Raw genomic sequence first — 17,573 nt, forward strand, 5'->3', positions numbered from 1 at the left:
CATTCAGGCGGCGAATTTCTCCGCCATCGGGCGTGCAGCGACCCCTTGCGGGGTGCAAGGCCAGTGCCAGGCGGGCATGGCTGATGCATGCAGAACCGCGCGACGGTCGCCTTTCAGCCTGATCGTCCCCCCATACCGGAGTCAGCCATGACAGAACGCCTATGGACTTTCGCCGCCGGTGCCGACGGCCCCTGGCGCATTACCGAGGTACGCGCCGTCATCGGCGAAGCGCTGGCCGAAGCGCCGCGCCTCGACCGCATCGCCGGCGATGCGGCGGGCAGCGGCCTGTGGTCGCTGCGCGGCATCACCAGCAACGAGCGCTACGTCACCCGTGACGAGAAACAGACGCTGACCGCCGCGTCGCCGCCGCTCGGTCGCAGCAGCGCGGCCTGTGCGGTGCTGATCCCGATCCGCAAGTCGGCAGCCTGGTGGGCGCTGGCGCAGGACGAGCGGCGCGCCATCATCGAAGAACAATCTCACCACATCGCGCACGGTCTGCGCGTATTGCCGGCGGTGGCGCGCCGGCTGCATCACTGCCGCGACCTGTCGGGCGACGAGCCTTTCGATTTCCTGACCTGGTTCGAATTCGCACCGGAACACGAAGCGGCGTTCGACGCACTGCTGGACGTGCTGCGGGCGTCACCCGAGTGGGCCTATGTCGAGCGCGAATTCGAAGTGCGGGCGCGGGTGGACATGGGGCCGGAGAACTGAGTCCGCCAGCCCGCTGCCCGCGGTACTACCAGACGGCGAGGTCGCTGCCGTTCGCGCCGATGCGGATGTCGCCGAACTGGGCGCGCCCTTCGCCGCGTCCGAACACGCTGTTGGCGATCAGCCACACGCGCACGATGCGTTGCGGCGGCGGTCCGCCGACCGCCTTCGCGTAGTCCTGCAGCACATTGCGCGACTCGTTCAGCCAGCGTCCGAGGTCGGTGTTGCCCGAACGCGCCACGACATGGGTTTCACGATCCTTCCAGCCGGGCAATGGGCAGCGGAAGATTTCGTCGACCGGCAGCGTGCTGCTCCACATATAGGTCAGGTCCTGCCCGTTGTCGAACTCGACCGCGATGCTGATGTAGTCGTGCGTGATCACGCTGTTTTCGGCCTGTTTGCCCGGCAGCTGGTCCACCCGCCACGACCACTTGAGCTCGGTGTCCGGCGTCAGTGCGACTTCGGCCGGTTTCTGCAGGATGGCGACGTCGTTGCGCGTGTGCGTGTGCATGCGGCGCCTCGGGCCACCGTCGTCGTCAGCGTGGACCTCGCGGAAGATTTCCGCCGGGCCCAGTTCCCACAGGTACTGCCAGCCCGCGGGCGCGACAGGCGGCGACTGCAGACGGGCCAGGGCCGGCGCCGCCCAGTCGGGTGCAGCCGGCTGCAGGGCCAGTGCCGCGAGCGTGGCGGCGACGTCGGCGTCCGGCGCCCAGCGGATCAGCGCCACGCTGACGCCGCCGCCGGTGTCGGGGCTGGCGGGCGGAGCGTCACCCTGGTAGCGGCCCTTCGCGTCGAGCCAGCGGGTGGGCAGGTTCTTCAACTGCACGGTGCCGCTCTCCGCGGCGGTGAAGGTGTCGGTGGCGTCGAGGCCGCGCGAGATCGCTCCGTTCTCGCCGATGCGACGCCACAGCTGGAGGGGCGCTTCGAGCGAAATGTCGTAGTGACGCGACAGCCAAACGCGCCCCTGCAGCAGTACGGTCACCCGGTCGCCGGCTTCTACCGGAAAGCCGCTGTCCAGCCATGGGCTGTGCTCCGCGCCAAGGTAGAGCACCTTGATGCCGGTGACCGTGCGGTCGCCCAGCGGCGCAACGGCCGTCCTGACCGCCTCTTCGAAGCGTTCATGGGCGGACTGCGCGCCCGCACTGCCGGTGGCGGCGACCGTCAGGCCCAGCACAAGGCTGCACCACAGATGTTTCATCGTCATTCCGTCTCCTTCCTCATTTGCCGTGCAATGCCGCACGCATGAAGGGTGGCAGCAATTGCGCGCTGAAGGCAGGGCTGTGCAGAGGGCGGGGCGCCGTTCCCGGCGATGCGGATGGAAGATGCCTGCTTCGCGGCCAGCGCAGGCTTGGGGTGGTGCGGACATCACGTCCACCTGCTCAAACAAGTAACATCACGCCTTCGCAAATTTCCCACATCGCCTTCCGGCATGTCCGTTTCCGGCTCCGTCGCCCTCTATTTCGTCGCTTCGCCGTTGCAGTACCTCGCCGCCCGGCGCATTGCGCAGGCGTTCGAGCCCGGCGCGCGGCAGGTGCTGGTCTGGTACAAGCCGGGCATGAAGTCGGCCGTCGATCCGGCCGAGTGGGACGCATGTACCTATATGCCGTGGCCGCGCTGGGAGCCACTGCCCGGCGCTTTTGGCCGGCATCGGCGACTGCGCGCCAACGTCGGTCTGGTGAGCGGGCTGGTCGGGCCGTGCGAGCGTCTGATCGTCCACAGCGCGGTGTTCGATACCGAGGCGATCAATTACTTTCTGCACGCCTTGCCGCGCGCGGTCGGCGCGCGCGAAATGCGTGCGCGCATCCTGCCCGACGGCCTGATCTCGATCCGCCGTTATCCGCTGAGTTTCACGAAAAGACTGGCGCAGCGCGTGCGGCTGCTGCGCAGCCTGTTCGCACCCGAACTGCGCTATACCTGTTTTTCCGGCGACCGCATCGGCTCGGATGCGCCGTTCTGTGATCGCATCTACGTGTTGCCCGGGCTGCCGCACGAATACCCGGCCGACAAGGTGGTGGTACTGCCGCCGCTGGTCGATGCGCCAGCGCCGGCTGCGGACGACACGGTGCGTCGCGCGCTGGTGGTGGGGCAGCCGCTGACCGGCTTCGCGCTGATGAGCGCCGCCGACGTGGCGGCGACCACGGTACGCATACGCGACTGGCTGGCGGCGCAGGGAATCACCGATATCGACTACAAGGCGCACCCGAAGGATGCGGGACACGAACTGCGTCATCCCGACTACCGGCTGATCGAGCCGGACTGCGCACTGGAGGTTCATATGGCGCGCACCCCTTACGCCGCGGTGGTCGGTGTGCGCTCGACAGCGCTGCTGATCGCGCGGCAGATCTACGCACCCGAAGTGCGCGTGCGCGCTTTCGGCTGGCCAGCGGTGAACTTCAAGACACCGGATGAACGGAAGGACATGAGGACGACTTTCGAGCAGTGCGGCGTGGAGATCGAATGACTTTCGCCGATTTCCGTGCGCGCATACCCGCGATCAATTCATGGCTGCTGGCGGGCGTGTTCTTCATGATTCCGGTGACGGTTGCGCCGGCGTACTGGCTCACCGTGCTGATTCTGGTTCTCTGGCTGATCGAGGGGCGCCTCGGGCAGAAACTGCGCGCCCTGGCTGCCGAGCCGCTGGTGTGGGCCTTCGTTGCCTACTTCGCCGTGTTCGCCCTCTCGCTGCTGTGGTCGGACGATCTGGCGTGGGGGCGGCGGCTTCTTGGCCGGCAGTACCTGTTCCTGCTGTTTCCGCTGTATCTGAGCGTCGCACAGCGTGGGCACTTCGCCCGCTACGTCAGCGCCTTCCTTCTGTCAGTGACGATGTGCGAGCTGCTGACGTTCTACAACTGGGCTCAGTTGCACGTGTGGCCCGAGTTGCCGGACGGCATACGTGTCGACAAGGGGGCCGACGACACGGCGCCGTTCGTCGATCGCATTCTGTATACGCCGGCGCTGGCGCTGGCCGGCTATCTTTCGGCGCACCGCCTGCTGTTCGAGATGACTTCGCTGCGTGCCCGGCTGGCCTACGTGGCGCTGTTCGCAGCCACCGTTTTCAACCTTCTGATTTCGGGTGGCCGGGCCGGTCTGGTCGGTTTCCTTGCATTGCTCACGATGCTTGCGTTCCAGCGCCTCGTCCGCCGGCCCATGCTGGCGGCGGGCGTGGCGGCCGCGCTGGTCGGCGGCATCGTGTTCGGCGGGTACTATGGCAACGATTACTTTCGTTTGAGAGTGGACCGGGCCTTCGACGAAGTTGTCCGTTACGAGGAGTTGCCGAAAGCGTCGGTCAGCCAGCGCATCGTTTATGCCGCGAACGCGTGGCGCGTGTTCGCCGAGCACCCGCTGATCGGCGTCGGCCTCGGCGATACGCGCGAGGCGTATCGGGAGATGAATGCCCGCTACACGCCGAACTGGAAGCCTGCCTGGAATCCGCACAATCACTATCTTTACGTTCTCACGGCCGCCGGTACGCTGGGTGCCATTGCGCTGGCTGCAGTGCTGCTGCTGCCTTGGTTTCTCGGTGCGCCGGCAGATGGGCGGGAGCGCGTGCGAAAGGCGTTGCCGCTGCTGCTCATCGTCATCTGTCTGTTCGAGTCCTACCTGATGCGATCCAACACCACCCTCATGTTCGTTCTGTTCACTGCGGCGTCGTGGTGCGGCGCGCGGGAGCGACCGGCTTGAAGCGCATCCTCATCGTCCGCACCTCGGCCATCGGCGACGTGGTGTTCGCGTCGCCGCTCGCGGCGGCGATCCGGCGGACGCATCCGGACGCCTTCGTCGCCTGGCTGGTCGAGCCCGGCATCGATGCGCTGATCGCGCACGATCCGAACGTCGACGCCCGCATTCTTTGGCCGAAGGCGGAGTGGACGCGGCTGTGGCGCGAACGCCGCTACGGTGAGTTGTGGCGGCGGGTGAGGGCACTGCGCGCCGAACTGCTCAGCCATCGCTTCGACACCGTGCTCGATCTGCAGGGGCTGCTGAAGAGTGGCTTTCTCGCCTGGCTGGCCGGTGCGCGCACGCGCATCGGCCTCGGTTCGCGCGAGGGGAGCCAGTGGCTGATGACGCGGGTGGTGCCGCGCGGCGGCGACATCGCGCGCATTTCGTCCGAGTACCTGCACCTGGCCGAACAGCTCGAACTGGACACCGGCGACTTCCTGCCGACGCTGCATGTGTCGGCTGACGCGGATGCGCGCGCGCACGCACTGCTGGCGGAGCACGGGCTCACACCCGGCCGTTACGCGGTGTTCGCCGCCTTCACGACGCGGCCGCAGAAGCACTGGTTCGAGGACGCCTGGCAGGCGCTGGCGCCGGCACTCGCCGCCCGGACCGGTCTGACGCCGGTGCTGCTCGGCGGACCGGCCGACGCCGAGGCCGCCGCGCGCATCGCCGCCAGCGCGCCGGGGCTGGTCAATCTGGTCGGCCGCACGAAGCTGCCGGAGGCGGCCGCGCTGGTGCGTGGCGCCGGCCTGCTGGTCGGCGTCGACACCGGACTCACGCACATGGGCATCGCCTTCGCGACGCCCACCGTGGCGATCTTCGGTTCGACCTGTCCCTATACGAATACCGGTCGCGCCAATGCGCGGGTGATCTGGCTGGGCCTGCACTGTTCGCCGTGCAAGCGCCGGCCGACCTGCGGCGGCGCCTACACCTGCCTGCGCGACATCACGCCGGAACGGGTGCTGGACGAGGCGGTAAAGGCGCTCGCGGCATGAAGGTGCTGCACGTCGAAGCCGGCAAGCATTACTACGGTGGTGCGCGTCAGGTCGCCTACATCGTCGAAGGACTGGCGCGGCGCGGTGTTTCCAATGTACTGGCCTGCCCGCCCGGCGCTGGTATCGCCGCCGCCTGTGCCGGCCACGCGCAGGTGGTCGAGATGAGGATGGGCGGGGACGCCGACGTCGGCGTGGCGCTGCGTCTGGCTCGCCTGATCCGCGCCGAGCGGCCGGACATCGTGCATCTGCACAGCCGGCGCGGCGCCGACCTGTGGGGCGGCATCGCCGCAAAGCTGACCGGCACCCGGTGCGTGCTGTCGCGCCGCGTCGACAACCCCGAGCCGCGCTGGCTGGTCGCGCTGAAGTACCGGCTGTACGACCACGTGATCACCATTTCCGAAGGCATACGCGAGGTGCTGCTGTCGGAGGGGCTGGCCCCGCAGCGTGTGAGCTGCGTGCGCAGCGCGGTCGATGCCACACCCTATCTGCAGCCGGTGGACGCCGCCGCCTTTCGCCGCGAATTCGAGCTGCCGGAGAACGCGCGCGTGATCGGCGTGGTGGCTCAGCTGATCGCCCGCAAGGGGCATCGCTATGTGATCGAAGCGATGACGGCGCTGCGGGCAAGTCACCCCGACGTGCGGGTGATCTTCTTCGGGCAGGGGCCGTTGCGCGAGGAACTGGAAAGCGAGGTGGCGGAGCGCGGATTGACGGAGGTCATCCGCTTCGCCGGCTTCCGCACCGACCTGCCGCGCTGCCTCGGCGGGCTCGACATCCTCGCGCATCCGGCCGACATGGAAGGGCTGGGCGTGTCGCTGCTGCAGGCTTCGGCGGCCGCGGTGCCCATCGTCACCTCACGCGCCGGCGGACTGCCGGAGGCGGTGGCCGACGGCGTCAGCGGACTGCTGATTCCGCCGGGCGACGTGGCCGCGCTGACCGCGGCGCTGGCACGTCTGCTCGACGACGCCGGATTGCGCCGCCGTTTGGGCGAGGCGGGCAGGGCACGCATACTGGCGGAGTTTTCGGTGGATGCGATGGTCGAGGGCAATCTCGCCGTCTATCGCCGGCTGCTTTCACACAACTGAATACGGATACGACATGACGACGACTGACCGCCGCATCGTGTGGCTGCTGATCGCCTACACGCTGATGCTCGCACTGCTCCCGCTGGTGCTGAACGAGCAGGCCTTTCAATGGACCTTCTCCGAGGTGGGCCCCTTCGAGCAGCTGTCCATCGCCGGCTGGCTGGGTACGGCCGTCATCGTGCTGTTGCGCATCCGCCCGCTGCGCGCGCGCGCCTGGGCCTTCGCCTTGTTGTGCCTGGCGTTTGCCGCGCGCGAGGCCGACTGGCACAAGCTGTTCACCGGCGAAAGCTTCCTGAAGAACAGCTTCTACCGTGACGCGGCGCGTCCCTTCGAGGAAAAGCTGATCTGCGGTGCGATCGCCCTCTTCCTGGTGGCACTGGTGCTCTACGCCGGTCTGGTGATCGCGCGCTTCCTGTTCCTGCAGGGTGGCTGGCGTTCGCGGTCCGGCGCCTGGCTGATGGCCGGCACCGCGCTGGTCGTGGTCGGCAAGCTGATCGACCGTCTGCCTGCCGTGCTGTCGGTGGATTACGGCATCGAACTGGGCCCGCTGACCAAGCACTACTCGGCGGCCTTCGAGGAAGGGCTGGAAATGGCGCATCCATTGATACTGGCGTGGTCGGTGTGGATCAGCCAGACCGGGCGGCGCTACCTGTCGTGAGTGATCTGCGCGGCCGCTCGCGCGTGCCGGCGAGCGCGCAGACCGGGCCGCACGAACAGCTCGCGGCGCTGATCGAACGCCGCCGCGGGCAGGTTTTCCGCAAGCCGGTCGCCCCCTACAGTGCAGAGGCGTTCGCGCGATTCGCGGCCGTCTGTCCGCCGGGCGCGCCGCTCATCGTCGACAGCTGCTGCGGTGTCGGCGAAAGCACCTTGCATCTGGCCGAACGCTTTCCCGGTCATTTCGTGCTCGGCGTGGACCAGTCGGCCGACCGCCTGTCGCGCGCCCCGGCTCTGCCGTCCAATGCGCTGCTGCTGCGTGCGGACATGGCGGACATCTGGCGTCTGCTGCATGAAGCTGCTTATCGGCCGGTGCGCCAGTACATGCTGTATCCGAATCCGTGGCCCAAGATCGGGCAGCTGGCGCGGCGCTGGCCGGCGCATCCGGTCTTTCCGCTGGTGCTCGCGCTGGGCGGCAGCATCGAATGCCGCAGCAACTGGCGCGTGTACGTCGAAGAGTTCGCTCTGGCAGTCAAACTGATCAAGGGGATCGATGCCTGCGTCGACGAATATGTCCCGTCGATGCCGATCACGCCGTTCGAACGGAAGTATCTGGCGAGCGGGCACGCGCTGTACCGCTGCGGTGTGCATGCAGGTTGACGACGACGGGCGGATCGCCGATGGCGATCCGCCCGTGCGCAACCGCATCTGGCGCGGTCACGGCTGCATCATCAGTTCACGTTGAAAGGCACGAAGTCCGGATCAGCCGGCGCCGCGGGTGCGATCGGGCTCGGGCGCTGGGTGATTTCGGCCCACGCCTGTTCCGGATTGCCGCCGCGCGCCTGCTGCGCCTCCGCGGCGCGGTGCCAGCCGGTGTCGTTCGGATAGTCGTCGCTGCGGTACAGCGGGTCCGCCGCGGCGGCGGGTGCAACCGGCGTCGGGCGGGCGGTCACCGCATTGCGCGCGTCGACCGCGTCGCTCGTCATCGCGCCCTGACTGCCAGCGGGCAGGGATTCGACCGTGTCGTTCATGTGCTCGGTCGGGTAGGTGGTTTCGGCCATCGCGCCGGCGGACGTGATTACGAAGGCGGCGGTAACGAAGGTCTTGAGGACGGTCATTGCAGTCTCCTTGGATAGCGTGGATCGCGGATACCGGGATCGGCATCCATGGACTGCAGTGTCGACGCTGGCGGCCCGGCCGGCTGTCGGCGGGAGGGCAGCCGCTGTAGGCGCCATGCCTGTGCGTGTAGGAAGCTGGGAGGGTCCTGGTCACCGATGATGTGCCGGCGACCTCGGCGCGATCGCACTGCCGGGGCTGCATACGCCGCGCCCTGTCGTCGGCGGACGCGCTGTCGGACAATGTCGGAACATCGGATCGGCGCGAGGTGCGCGATCCACACCTATCCGGAGCTTCATGGACTACAACTGTGTCGAATGCGGCGCCTGCTGCGCCAGCTTCCGTGTCGATTTCCATCCGTCGGACGGCGAGGCGCAGGGCGGGCGTGTGCCCGAGGGTCTTTACGACGAACTGAACGTATCGATCGCCCGCATGCGCGGCACCGACGACGCCCAGCCGCGTTGTCGCGCGCTGCGCGGGCGGATCGGCGAGCAGGTGAGCTGTTTCATCTACGAGGAGCGGCCCGATCCCTGTCGCGAGTTCGAGGCAGGTTCGGAGGCCTGCCTGCGTGCGCGGCGCCGGCATGGGCTGGCGGAGGTGGCCTGACGCAAACGCCTGCCGGTGGAGCGCCTTGCGTGGTTCTTGTGGGAGCTTGCTCGCGCTAGCGGCGTGGGCGGACGTTCAGCCGACGATCAGCGGCTCGGGCTCGATGTCGACCCCGAAGCGCTCACGCACGCTGGCCTGGATGTCCGCGGCCAGCTTCAGCAGCTGATCGGCGGTCGCCTGACCGTGATTCACCAGCACCAGCGCCTGCCTGTCATGTACACCGGCGTCGCCGCGCCGCGTCCCCTTCCAGCCGCAACGGTCGATGAACCAGGCCGCGGCGAATTTCACCGCGCCGTCGGTCGCCGGGTAGTGCGGCGCGTCCGGGTGCGCGGCGAGCAGGCGCGCGGCTTCGTCGGCGGGCAGTAAAGGATTGCGGAAGAAGCTGCCGGCGTTGCCGATCACGGCTGGGTCCGGCAGTTTGGCGCGGCGCACCGCGCACACGGCGTCGAACACGTCGCGCGGGGTGGGGCTGGTGACGCCGCGGGCTGCGAGTTCGCGCTGCAGATCGGCGTAATCCGCACGCACCTCGGGTCGCGTGCTCAGCCGGAACACGACGCGGGTGATGATGGCGCGGCCGGCCAGGCGACGCTTGAACACGCTGTCGCGGTAGCTCATCGCGCAGTCGGCAACCGTCAGCTCAATCCAGCGCCGGTCTTGCATGTCCCAGGCTTCGACGCGCTCCAGCCGGTCGACCAGTTCGACACCGTAGGCGCCGATGTTCTGGACCGGTGCTGCACCGACGGTGCCGGGAATGAGAGCAAGGTTCTCCAGGCCGTACCAGCCCTGGTCGAGCGCGTGACTGACCCAGTCGTGCCAGTTTTCGCCGGCGGCGACGGCGACACGGACCGTGCAGCCGTCGTGCGCCAGCAGTTCGATGCCGCGCGTGCGGATCTGCAGCACGGTGCCCGGAAAGTCGGCCGCGAACACGATGTTGCTGCCGCCGCCGAGGACCAGGATGCGTTCGCCACGCTGCAGCAGCGCCTCGGTCAGCGACGGCAGATCGGTCGCGTCGTCCACCGGCTGCAGACGCGCCGCATGGGCGGGCAGATGCAGCGTGTTCAGATCGCGCAGGTCGGCGTCGGGAAGGGCAGGGGCAATCATGACGAGCCGTGAGTCGGGTCGTGAAGCGCTGGAGCTGGGGCGCGCAGTATAGCCAGCGGGCTGCGCTGCGGCATGGTGGGCGGCTTGGCTTGAAAACGAATAAAAGATATCATATATAAGACTTGAACCGCCTTCGCGCGCAGCGGATTTTGCGCTGCGCCATGCAAGGTTGCGGTCGTCGGCAAGGTGCAGATTCAAAAGCACTTCTTCGAGGCTGCTTCGGTGCAAGCCGCGGCTTTTCAGTCCGCGTCTTCGTGCGACGCACCATCAAGACGGTGTGTCGTTCTATGATGCGGTATACCCGTCTACCGGAGGACTCACCGTGCTTGAAGCTTACCGTGCCCATGCCGCCGAACGCGCTGCGCTCGGCATCCCGCCGCTCGCCCTCGATGCGAAGCAGACTGCTGAACTGATCGAGCTGATCAAGAACCCGCCTGCCGGCGAGGAAGCCTTCCTGCTCGACCTGCTGACCCATCGCGTGCCGCCGGGCGTGGACGACGCCGCCAAGGTGAAGGCCTCCTTCCTGGCCGCCGTGGCGCACGGTGACGTCAAGGTCGCACTGATTTCCAAGGCCAAGGCTACCGAACTGCTGGGCACCATGGTGGGCGGCTACAACGTGAAGCCGCTGATCGACCTGCTGGACGACGCAGAAGTCGCCGCGGTTGCCGCCGAGGGCCTGAAGAAGACCCTGCTGATGTTCGACTACTTCCACGATGTCGCCGAGAAGGCGAAGGCCGGCAACGCCAAGGCCAAGGAAGTGGTGCAGTCCTGGGCCGACGGCGAGTGGTTCACCAGCCGTCCGGAAGTGCCGAAGTCGATCACCGTCACCGTGTTCAAGGTGCCGGGCGAAACCAATACCGACGATCTGTCGCCGGCGCCGGACGCGACCACCCGCCCGGACATCCCGATGCACTACCTGGCGATGCTGAAGAACACCCGCCCGGATGCGGCCTTCAAGCCGGAGAAGGACGGCGTGCGCGGCCCGATGCAGTTCATCGACGACCTGAAGAAGAAGGGCCACCTGGTCGCCTACGTCGGCGACGTGGTCGGTACCGGCTCGTCGCGCAAGTCGGCGACCAACTCGGTCATCTGGGCCACCGGCCAGGACATCCCCTTCGTACCGAACAAGCGCTTCGGCGGCGTTACGCTGGGCGGCAAGATTGCCCCCATCTTCTTCAATACGCAGGAAGACTCCGGCTCGCTGCCGATCGAAGTCGACGTGTCGAAGCTGGAAATGGGCGACGTGATCGACGTGCTGCCGTACGACGGCAAGATCACGAAGAACGGCGAAACCGTCGCCGAGTTCGCGCTGAAGAGCGAAGTGCTGCTGGACGAAGTGCGCGCCGGTGGCCGCATCAACCTCATCATCGGCCGTTCGCTGACCGCCAAGGCGCGTGATTTCCTCGGTCTGGGCGCATCGACGCTGTTCCGCCTGCCGAAGGCGCCGGTCGACACCGGCAAGGGCTACACGCTGGCGCAGAAGATGGTCGGTCGCGCCTGTGGCCTGCCGGAAGGCAAGGGCATCCGTCCGGGCACCTACTGCGAACCGAAGATGACCACGGTCGGCTCGCAGGACACCACCGGCCCGATGACCCGCGACGAACTGAAGGATCTGGCCTGCCTCGGCTTCTCGGCCGACCTCGTCATGCAGTCCTTCTGCCACACCGCCGCGTATCCGAAGCCGGTGGACGTGAAGATGCACCGCGAACTGCCGGCCTTCATCTCGAACCGCGGTGGCGTTGCGCTGCGTCCGGGTGACGGCGTGATCCACTCCTGGCTGAACCGCCTGCTGCTGCCGGATACCGTCGGCACCGGTGGTGACTCGCACACCCGTTTCCCGATCGGCATTTCCTTCCCGGCCGGTTCCGGCCTGGTCGCCTTCGGTGCGGCCACCGGCGTGATGCCGCTGGACATGCCGGAATCGGTGCTGGTGCGCTTCAAGGGCACGATGCAGCCGGGCGTCACGCTGCGCGATCTGGTGCATGCGATTCCGCTGTACGCGATCAAGGCCGGTCTGCTGACCGTGGCCAAGCAGGGCAAGAAGAACGTGTTCTCCGGCCGCATCCTCGAAATCGAAGGTCTGCCGGACCTGAAGGTCGAACAGGCCTTCGAACTGTCGGACGCCTCGGCCGAGCGTTCGGCCGCCGGCTGCACGATCAAGCTGAACAAGGAGCCGGTGCAGGAATACCTGCGTTCGAACATCGTTCTGATGAAGAACATGATCGCCAACGGCTACCAGGACGCCCGCACGCTGGAGCGCCGCATCAAGTCGGTCGAAGCCTGGCTGGCCGATCCGCAGCTGCTGGAAGCCGACAAGGACGCCGAATACGCGGCCGTGATCGAGATCGACCTGAACGACATCAAGGAACCCATCGTCTGCTGCCCGAACGATCCGGACGACGCCAAGTTCATGTCCGAGGTTGCCGGCACGAAGATCGACGAAGTGTTCATCGGCTCCTGCATGACCAACATCGGCCACTTCCGTGCCGCCGGCAAGCTGCTGGAAGGCAAGAAGGACATTCCGGTGCGCCTGTGGATCGCCCCGCCGACCAAGATGGACGCCTCCGAACTGACCAAGGAAGGTTATTACGCCACCCTGGGCGGCGCCGGTGCGCGCATGGAAATGCCGGGCTGCTCGCTGTGCATGGGCAACCAGGCGCAGATCAAGGAAGGCAGTACCGCGATGTCGACCTCGACCCGCAACTTCCCGAACCGTCTGGGCAAGAACACCAATGTGTTCCTCGGCTCGGCCGAACTGTCGGCGATCTGCTCGAAGCTGGGCCGCATCCCGACCCGCGAGGAGTACCTGGCGGAAATCGGCGTCGTCACCAAGGACGCCGACAAGGTCTACAAGTACATGAACTTCGACCAGATCGAAGAGTACGCAGAGACCGCGAAAGAAGTGACGGTCTGACCGTTGCCGCAGCACGCAGTGAAGACGGCCCGCAACCGCGGGCCGTTTTTTTTGCCTGTCGCACCGCGATTCCGGCGCCACGGCGGCGGCCGGACGGGCGTCTCGCGGCGAAATGCCGTGGCGAAGCGCATCGGCGGGAGGCGTGCGTCACGAAGTGTCGCTCATGTTGCAGCGCGATGGTGCCGTCAAGAACAGGACCGAATCCTGCGGGCCCCGCCCATGACGCCTGACCTGTTCAATCTCGACGTGCTGCTGGTCGAACCCTCCTCGACGCAGACACGCATCATCCGCGAGCGCGCGGCGGCGGTCGGCATCATGAAGATCCGCGAGGCCGATGGCGTGCAGTCTGCACTGGCGGCGATGTCCGCCAAGGTGCCGGATCTGGTGATCAGTGCGCTCTACCTGCCGGACGGTGACGGCACCGAACTGGTCCAGGCGATGCGCAATACGGTCGAACTGCAGCAGGTGGCCTTCGTACTGGTGTCCAGCGAAACCCGGCCGCAGGCGCTCGATGCGGTGCGCCAGTCCGGCGTCTGCGGCATCCTGCCCAAGCCCTTCACCAGCGCGCAGCTGCAGCGGGTGCTGTCGGCAACCCTGGACTTCCTCGCCGACGACACGTCGCCGGACGAAGACATCGACTACGACGCGCTGCGCGTACTGCTGGTCGATGACAGCGGCAATGCGCGCCGCTTCATGCGCCGCGTGCTGGAGAACATGGGGCTCAGCGACATCGTCGAGGCCAGCGATGGCAGCGAAGCCGTGAAGCTGCTGGACCAGACCCTGTTCGACCTCGTCGTGACCGACTACAACATGCCGGAGATGGACGGACAGGCGCTGGTCGAATACGTGCGCCAGCAGAGCTGGCAGGCCTCGGTGCCCATCCTGATGGTGACCAGCGAATCCGACATGGGGCGTCTGGCAGCGGTCGAGCAGGCGGGCGTGTCGGGCATCTGCGACAAGCCCTTCGAGCCGGCCACCATACGCGCACTGCTGAAGAGCGCGCTGCGGCACACCGCCTGAGCAGGCCTCAGCCGGCAGCCATCCGGCGCTTCAGCGCCGGACCGGCGGTGGCGGCCAGGTCGCGCAGCATGCGCTCGGTGGTCGCCCAGTCCACACAGCCATCGGTGACCGAACAGCCGTAGCGCAGTTGCGACAGGTCCTTCGGAATCGGCTGGTTGCCCGCTTCGAGGTGGCTTTCGATCATGACGCCGACGATGGAGCGGTTGCCGTCGCGGATCTGTCCCGCCACGTCGGCCAGCACCAGCGGCTGCATTTCCGGCTTCTTGAACGAGTTTGCGTGCGAACAATCGACCACGATATTGGGCGGCAGACCGGCCTTGATCAGCGCCTGTTCGGCCAGCGCGATGCTGACCGAATCGTAGTTCGGCCGACCCGCTCCACCGCGCAGCACCAGATGACCGTGCGGATTGCCGCGCGTGCGGATGATGCTGGAGCGGCCATAACGGTTGATGCCGAGAAAGCTGTGCGGGCGCGAGGCGGAAATGATGCCGTTGATCGCCGCGTCGAGGTCGCCGTCGGTGGCGTTCTTGAAGCCCACCGGCGTCGACAGCCCGCTGGACATTTCGCGGTGCGTCTGCGATTCCGAAGTGCGCGCGCCGATCGCCGTCCATGAGATCAGATCGCCCAGATACTGCGGCGAGATCGGGTCCAGCGCCTCGGTCGCCGCCGGCAGGCCCAGTTCGGCCACGTCGAGCAGGAAGCGGCGCGCCAGGCGCATGCCTTCCTCGATCTGGAAGCTGTCGTCCATGAAAGGGTCGTTGATATAGCCCTTCCAGCCGACCGCGGTGCGCGGCTTCTCGAAATACACGCGCATCACCAGCAGCAGCGCGGGCGACAGTTCGTCCGACAGGGCGCGCAGCCGGCGTGCGTAGTCCATGCAGGCCTGCGGGTCGTGCATCGAGCAGGGGCCGACCACGACGAACAGGCGCGGATCGGTCCGCTCCAGGATGGCGCGCACCGCCTCGCGGCCGGCCCGCACGGCCGCTTTCGCCGCTTCGCTGAGCGGCGCTTCGCTCTTGATGTCGCCCGGTGCCGGCATCACCGAAAAGCTCTCGATGCGGCTGTCTTCGAGTGTGGTGTCGGTGTTCATGATCAGTCTCCCCGTTTGTCATGCCAGTCAACGCCGACCGGCGCGTGCTGTCAATCGCGCCGGTCAAGGAAAGCGTGAATGGCGGGCGGAGACCGCGTCAGTGCATGGCGTGCCGGGTGCCGTTCCAGCGCACGCGGTAGATCGCGTCCGCGGCGTCGTCGGACACCAGCAGGGAACCGTCGGGCAGTACCAGCACGTCGGCCGGCCGGCCGGACACCGCGCCGTTGCGGCCGAGGAAGCCTTCGACGAAGGGGGTGTAGCTGGTGACCGTATCGCCGTCGAGCCGCGCCACCATGACGCGGTAGCCGTCGCGCACGCTGCGGTTCCACGAACCGTGTTCGGCGATGAACACCGCGCCGCGATACTCGTCCGGGAACTGCGATCCGGTGTAGAAGCGCATGCCCAGCGGCGCCACGTGGGCGCCGAGCCGCAGCACCGGCGGCGTGTAGTCGGCGCAGGACCGGCCCTTGCCGAATTCCGGATCGGCGATGTTGCCGCCGTGACAGTAGGGGTAACCGAAGTGCTGGCCGGCCTTGCTGACGCGGTTCAGCTCGCAGGGCGGCGTGTCGTCGCCCATCCAGTCGCGGCCGTTGTCGGTGAACCACAGCTCGCCGGTCTTCGGATGCCAGTCGAAACCTACGGTGTTGCGCACGCCGCGCGCGTAGATTTCCAGTCCGCTGCCATCCGCATTCATGCGCATGATGTTGGCAAAGCCGTCCTTGTCGCGGTCGCAGATGTTGCACGGTGCGCCGACCGGCACGTAGAGCCTGCCGTCCGGACCGAAGGCGATGAACTTCCAGCCGTGCGCGCTTTCCTTCGGGAAGCGGTCGCTGACCAGCACCGGCTTGGGCGGCGCGGCCAGCTTGTCGTCGATGGCCGGCAGTTTGACGATGCGGTCCAGCGAGGATACGTACAGGTCACCCTTGTGCCAGGCGACGCCGACCGGCATGTTCAGCTGGCTGGCAATCCTGACCGCCTTGCCGGCCTTCATCGTCGCCGGGTCGAAAGCGACGGCGCTGACATGGCCGGCGCGCGAGCCGACGTACAGCCGGCCGGGCGCGCCCAGCGTCATCGCACGCGGATTGTCGACCTGTGCCCACAGCTCTATCGTGAATCCGGGCGGCACGCGCAGCTTTTCCAGCGCGGTTTCGGCGTGGGCGAGGGCGGAGCCGAGCGAAAGCGCGCCGGCGAGCAGGAGGCTTCGTATCATGGTGGTCATCCCGTCATCAGATGCGGAATCGACCGGCCTGCGGCGCCGGTGTTCCGCAGTGGAGCGAACATGAAGCTGGTCAGCTGGAACATCCAGTGGGCGCGCGGCTGCGACGGCCGCGTCAGCACCGGGCGTATCGCCGACATCGTGCGTGCCTGGGGCGACGCCGACGTGATCTGCCTGCAGGAGGTGGCGGTCGGTTTCGACACCTTGCCCGGAATGCAGGGCGAGGACCAGGTGAAGCAGTTCCGCGCGCTGTTTCCGGACTTTACCGCGGTCTTTGCGCCGGGCAGCGACCGCCTCGGCGACGATGGCCGGCGCCTGCAGTTCGGCAACCTGACGCTGTCGCGCCTGCCGGTGCTCGCTGTCTGGCGCCGTCTGCTGCCGTGGCCGGCCGACGACAGCGTACCCGGCATGCAGCGCGCGGTGGCGGAAGTGACCGTCGCGACCCCGAGCGGACCGCTGCGCGTGCTGAACACGCATCTTGAGTACTACTCGGCAATCCAGCGCATGGCGCAGGTGGAGGCCCTGCGTGCACTGTCCGCCGAGGCGCTGGCCCACCTGCGCGCGCCACCGCGGAGCAAGGACACGAACCCGGCTTTCCTGCCGCCGCCGCGGCCCGCGGCGGCGCTGCTGTGCGGTGATTTCAACTGCGAGCCGCACTGTGCGGAACACGCGCGGCTGACTGCGCCGGCCGACGAAGCGGGCGCCGACTGGATCGATCTGTGGACGCACTGCCATGGCAACCGGCCGCACGCGCACACCGTCGGCCTGCATGGTGCCGACTGGCCCGATCATCCTTACTGCTGCGATTTCGCTCTGGCGACGCCGGCATTGCTGCCGCGCGTGATCGGCATCGATGTGAACGCCTGCACGGACGCCTCGGATCATCAGCCCCTGCGGGTGGAACTGCGCGACTGAAGCGCAGTCATCAGATCAGGACAGTTGCGGAAGGATCGTCAAGGCGTGCGGCTGCGGTCAGGCGATGTCGTCGGGATCGAGCAGACGCTCTATCGTGGCGATGCGATCGCGCAACAATAGTTTTCGTTTCTTCAGCCGTCGCAGCAGCAGTTCGTCGCGCGACTGCACGTCATGCAGGTCGGCGATGGCCTGATCAAGGTCACGGTGTTCGGCGCGAAGCGCGTCCAGCGTGGCGCGCAGTTCCTGTTCTTCCATGCCTGGCGCACTGCCGGGCGGCGGCGCCTACTCCGTTTCGGGGACAGGCCCGGATGTTAGGTGTCACACAGCGGGGGCGCAAGCGCCCTTCAGCAAAGCAGTACCCGGCCGTTAGTTCACTTGAAAGGCGGCGGGTGTGCCCCATCTGTACTGCAGGGACGCGGTGCAGGAAGCTGCGGCGGGC

General features: G+C 67.3%; 17 protein-coding genes. 11 read left to right on the top strand and 6 right to left on the bottom strand.

The window, feature by feature from the left end; genetic code table 11:
- Window positions 1–147 precede the first annotated feature (147 nt).
- Complete coding sequence (locus tag METRZ18153_RS0107270; protein ID WP_020164098.1) at window positions 148–711, top strand: hypothetical protein; 564 nt, start codon at window positions 148–150, stop codon at window positions 709–711.
- A 25-nt stretch (window positions 712–736) separates the two neighbouring features.
- On the opposite strand, the gene METRZ18153_RS0107275 is transcribed toward METRZ18153_RS0107270, so the two are convergent.
- Window positions 737–1,912 carry a DUF3047 domain-containing protein gene (locus METRZ18153_RS0107275; protein WP_020164099.1) on the bottom strand — a complete coding sequence of 392 codons (1,176 nt, stop codon included), beginning with the start codon at window positions 1,910–1,912 and terminating at the stop codon, window positions 737–739.
- Between the two features lie 225 nt (window positions 1,913–2,137).
- On the opposite strand from METRZ18153_RS0107275, the gene METRZ18153_RS0107280 reads away from it, so the two are divergent.
- The 6 genes from METRZ18153_RS0107280 to trmB are packed head-to-tail and all read left to right on the top strand — an operon-like array spanning window position 2,138 to window position 7,816.
- Window positions 2,138–3,169 carry a hypothetical protein gene (locus tag METRZ18153_RS0107280; RefSeq protein ID WP_020164100.1) on the top strand — a complete coding sequence of 344 codons (1,032 nt, stop codon included), beginning with the start codon at window positions 2,138–2,140 and terminating at the stop codon, window positions 3,167–3,169.
- Window positions 3,166–4,389: an O-antigen ligase family protein gene (locus tag METRZ18153_RS0107285; protein WP_020164101.1), complete on the top strand. Its 1,224-nt coding sequence runs from the start codon at window positions 3,166–3,168 to the stop codon at window positions 4,387–4,389. Before METRZ18153_RS0107280 ends, METRZ18153_RS0107285 begins: the two co-directional genes overlap by 4 nt.
- A complete protein-coding gene (locus METRZ18153_RS0107290) occupies window positions 4,386–5,420 on the top strand; it encodes a glycosyltransferase family 9 protein (protein WP_232415986.1) in 1,035 nt (344 codons plus the stop codon). Before METRZ18153_RS0107285 ends, METRZ18153_RS0107290 begins: the two co-directional genes overlap by 4 nt.
- Window positions 5,417–6,502: a glycosyltransferase gene (locus METRZ18153_RS0107295; protein ID WP_020164103.1), complete on the top strand. Its 1,086-nt coding sequence runs from the start codon at window positions 5,417–5,419 to the stop codon at window positions 6,500–6,502. The genes METRZ18153_RS0107290 and METRZ18153_RS0107295 overlap by 4 nt, the downstream gene beginning before the upstream one ends.
- A 13-nt stretch (window positions 6,503–6,515) precedes the next feature.
- Window positions 6,516–7,160, top strand: a complete 645-nt coding sequence (locus tag METRZ18153_RS0107300) for a hypothetical protein (protein WP_020164104.1) — start codon at window positions 6,516–6,518, stop codon at window positions 7,158–7,160.
- Window positions 7,157–7,816, top strand: a complete 660-nt coding sequence (gene trmB / locus METRZ18153_RS0107305) for a tRNA (guanine(46)-N(7))-methyltransferase TrmB (RefSeq protein WP_020164105.1) — start codon at window positions 7,157–7,159, stop codon at window positions 7,814–7,816. Before METRZ18153_RS0107300 ends, trmB begins: the two co-directional genes overlap by 4 nt.
- Before the next feature lie 71 nt (window positions 7,817–7,887).
- On the opposite strand, the gene METRZ18153_RS0107315 is transcribed toward trmB, so the two are convergent.
- Window positions 7,888–8,274, bottom strand: a complete 387-nt coding sequence (locus METRZ18153_RS0107315; protein WP_020164107.1) for a hypothetical protein — start codon at window positions 8,272–8,274, stop codon at window positions 7,888–7,890.
- Window positions 8,275–8,569: 295 nt separating this feature from the next.
- On the opposite strand from METRZ18153_RS0107315, the gene METRZ18153_RS0107320 reads away from it, so the two are divergent.
- Complete coding sequence (locus METRZ18153_RS0107320) at window positions 8,570–8,878, top strand: YkgJ family cysteine cluster protein (RefSeq protein WP_020164108.1); 309 nt, start codon at window positions 8,570–8,572, stop codon at window positions 8,876–8,878.
- A 75-nt stretch (window positions 8,879–8,953) separates the two neighbouring features.
- Here the strand turns inward: METRZ18153_RS0107320 and murB are convergent, their stop codons facing one another.
- A complete protein-coding gene (gene murB / locus METRZ18153_RS0107325) occupies window positions 8,954–9,979 on the bottom strand; it encodes a UDP-N-acetylmuramate dehydrogenase (RefSeq protein ID WP_020164109.1) in 1,026 nt (341 codons plus the stop codon).
- Window positions 9,980–10,301: 322 nt separating this feature from the next.
- On the opposite strand from murB, the gene acnB reads away from it, so the two are divergent.
- Both acnB and METRZ18153_RS0107335 read left to right on the top strand, forming a co-directional pair.
- Entirely contained in the window at window positions 10,302–12,893 is a 2,592-nt protein-coding gene (gene acnB / locus METRZ18153_RS0107330) for a bifunctional aconitate hydratase 2/2-methylisocitrate dehydratase (RefSeq protein ID WP_020164110.1), read from the top strand.
- 219 nt (window positions 12,894–13,112) lie between these two features.
- Window positions 13,113–13,913 carry a response regulator transcription factor gene (locus METRZ18153_RS0107335; RefSeq protein WP_020164111.1) on the top strand — a complete coding sequence of 267 codons (801 nt, stop codon included), beginning with the start codon at window positions 13,113–13,115 and terminating at the stop codon, window positions 13,911–13,913.
- Between the two features lie 7 nt (window positions 13,914–13,920).
- On the opposite strand, the gene METRZ18153_RS0107340 is transcribed toward METRZ18153_RS0107335, so the two are convergent.
- Together METRZ18153_RS0107340 and METRZ18153_RS0107345 are read right to left on the bottom strand one after the other, a co-directional pair.
- A complete protein-coding gene (locus METRZ18153_RS0107340) occupies window positions 13,921–15,003 on the bottom strand; it encodes a 3-deoxy-7-phosphoheptulonate synthase (RefSeq protein ID WP_020164112.1) in 1,083 nt (360 codons plus the stop codon).
- A 97-nt stretch (window positions 15,004–15,100) separates the two neighbouring features.
- Complete coding sequence (locus METRZ18153_RS0107345; RefSeq protein ID WP_020164113.1) at window positions 15,101–16,222, bottom strand: PQQ-dependent sugar dehydrogenase; 1,122 nt, start codon at window positions 16,220–16,222, stop codon at window positions 15,101–15,103.
- Between the two features lie 60 nt (window positions 16,223–16,282).
- Here METRZ18153_RS0107345 and METRZ18153_RS0107350 point away from each other — a divergent pair, with 60 nt between their 5' ends.
- Window positions 16,283–17,134: an endonuclease/exonuclease/phosphatase family protein gene (locus tag METRZ18153_RS0107350; RefSeq protein WP_020164114.1), complete on the top strand. Its 852-nt coding sequence runs from the start codon at window positions 16,283–16,285 to the stop codon at window positions 17,132–17,134.
- Window positions 17,135–17,191: 57 nt separating this feature from the next.
- On the opposite strand, the gene METRZ18153_RS0107355 is transcribed toward METRZ18153_RS0107350, so the two are convergent.
- Entirely contained in the window at window positions 17,192–17,389 is a 198-nt protein-coding gene (locus tag METRZ18153_RS0107355) for a DUF465 domain-containing protein (protein WP_019918851.1), read from the bottom strand.
- Window positions 17,390–17,573 lie beyond the last annotated feature (184 nt).

This window comes from Methyloversatilis discipulorum, from assembly GCF_000385375.1.
Taxonomy (GTDB): Bacteria; Pseudomonadota; Gammaproteobacteria; order Burkholderiales; family Rhodocyclaceae; genus Methyloversatilis; species Methyloversatilis discipulorum_A.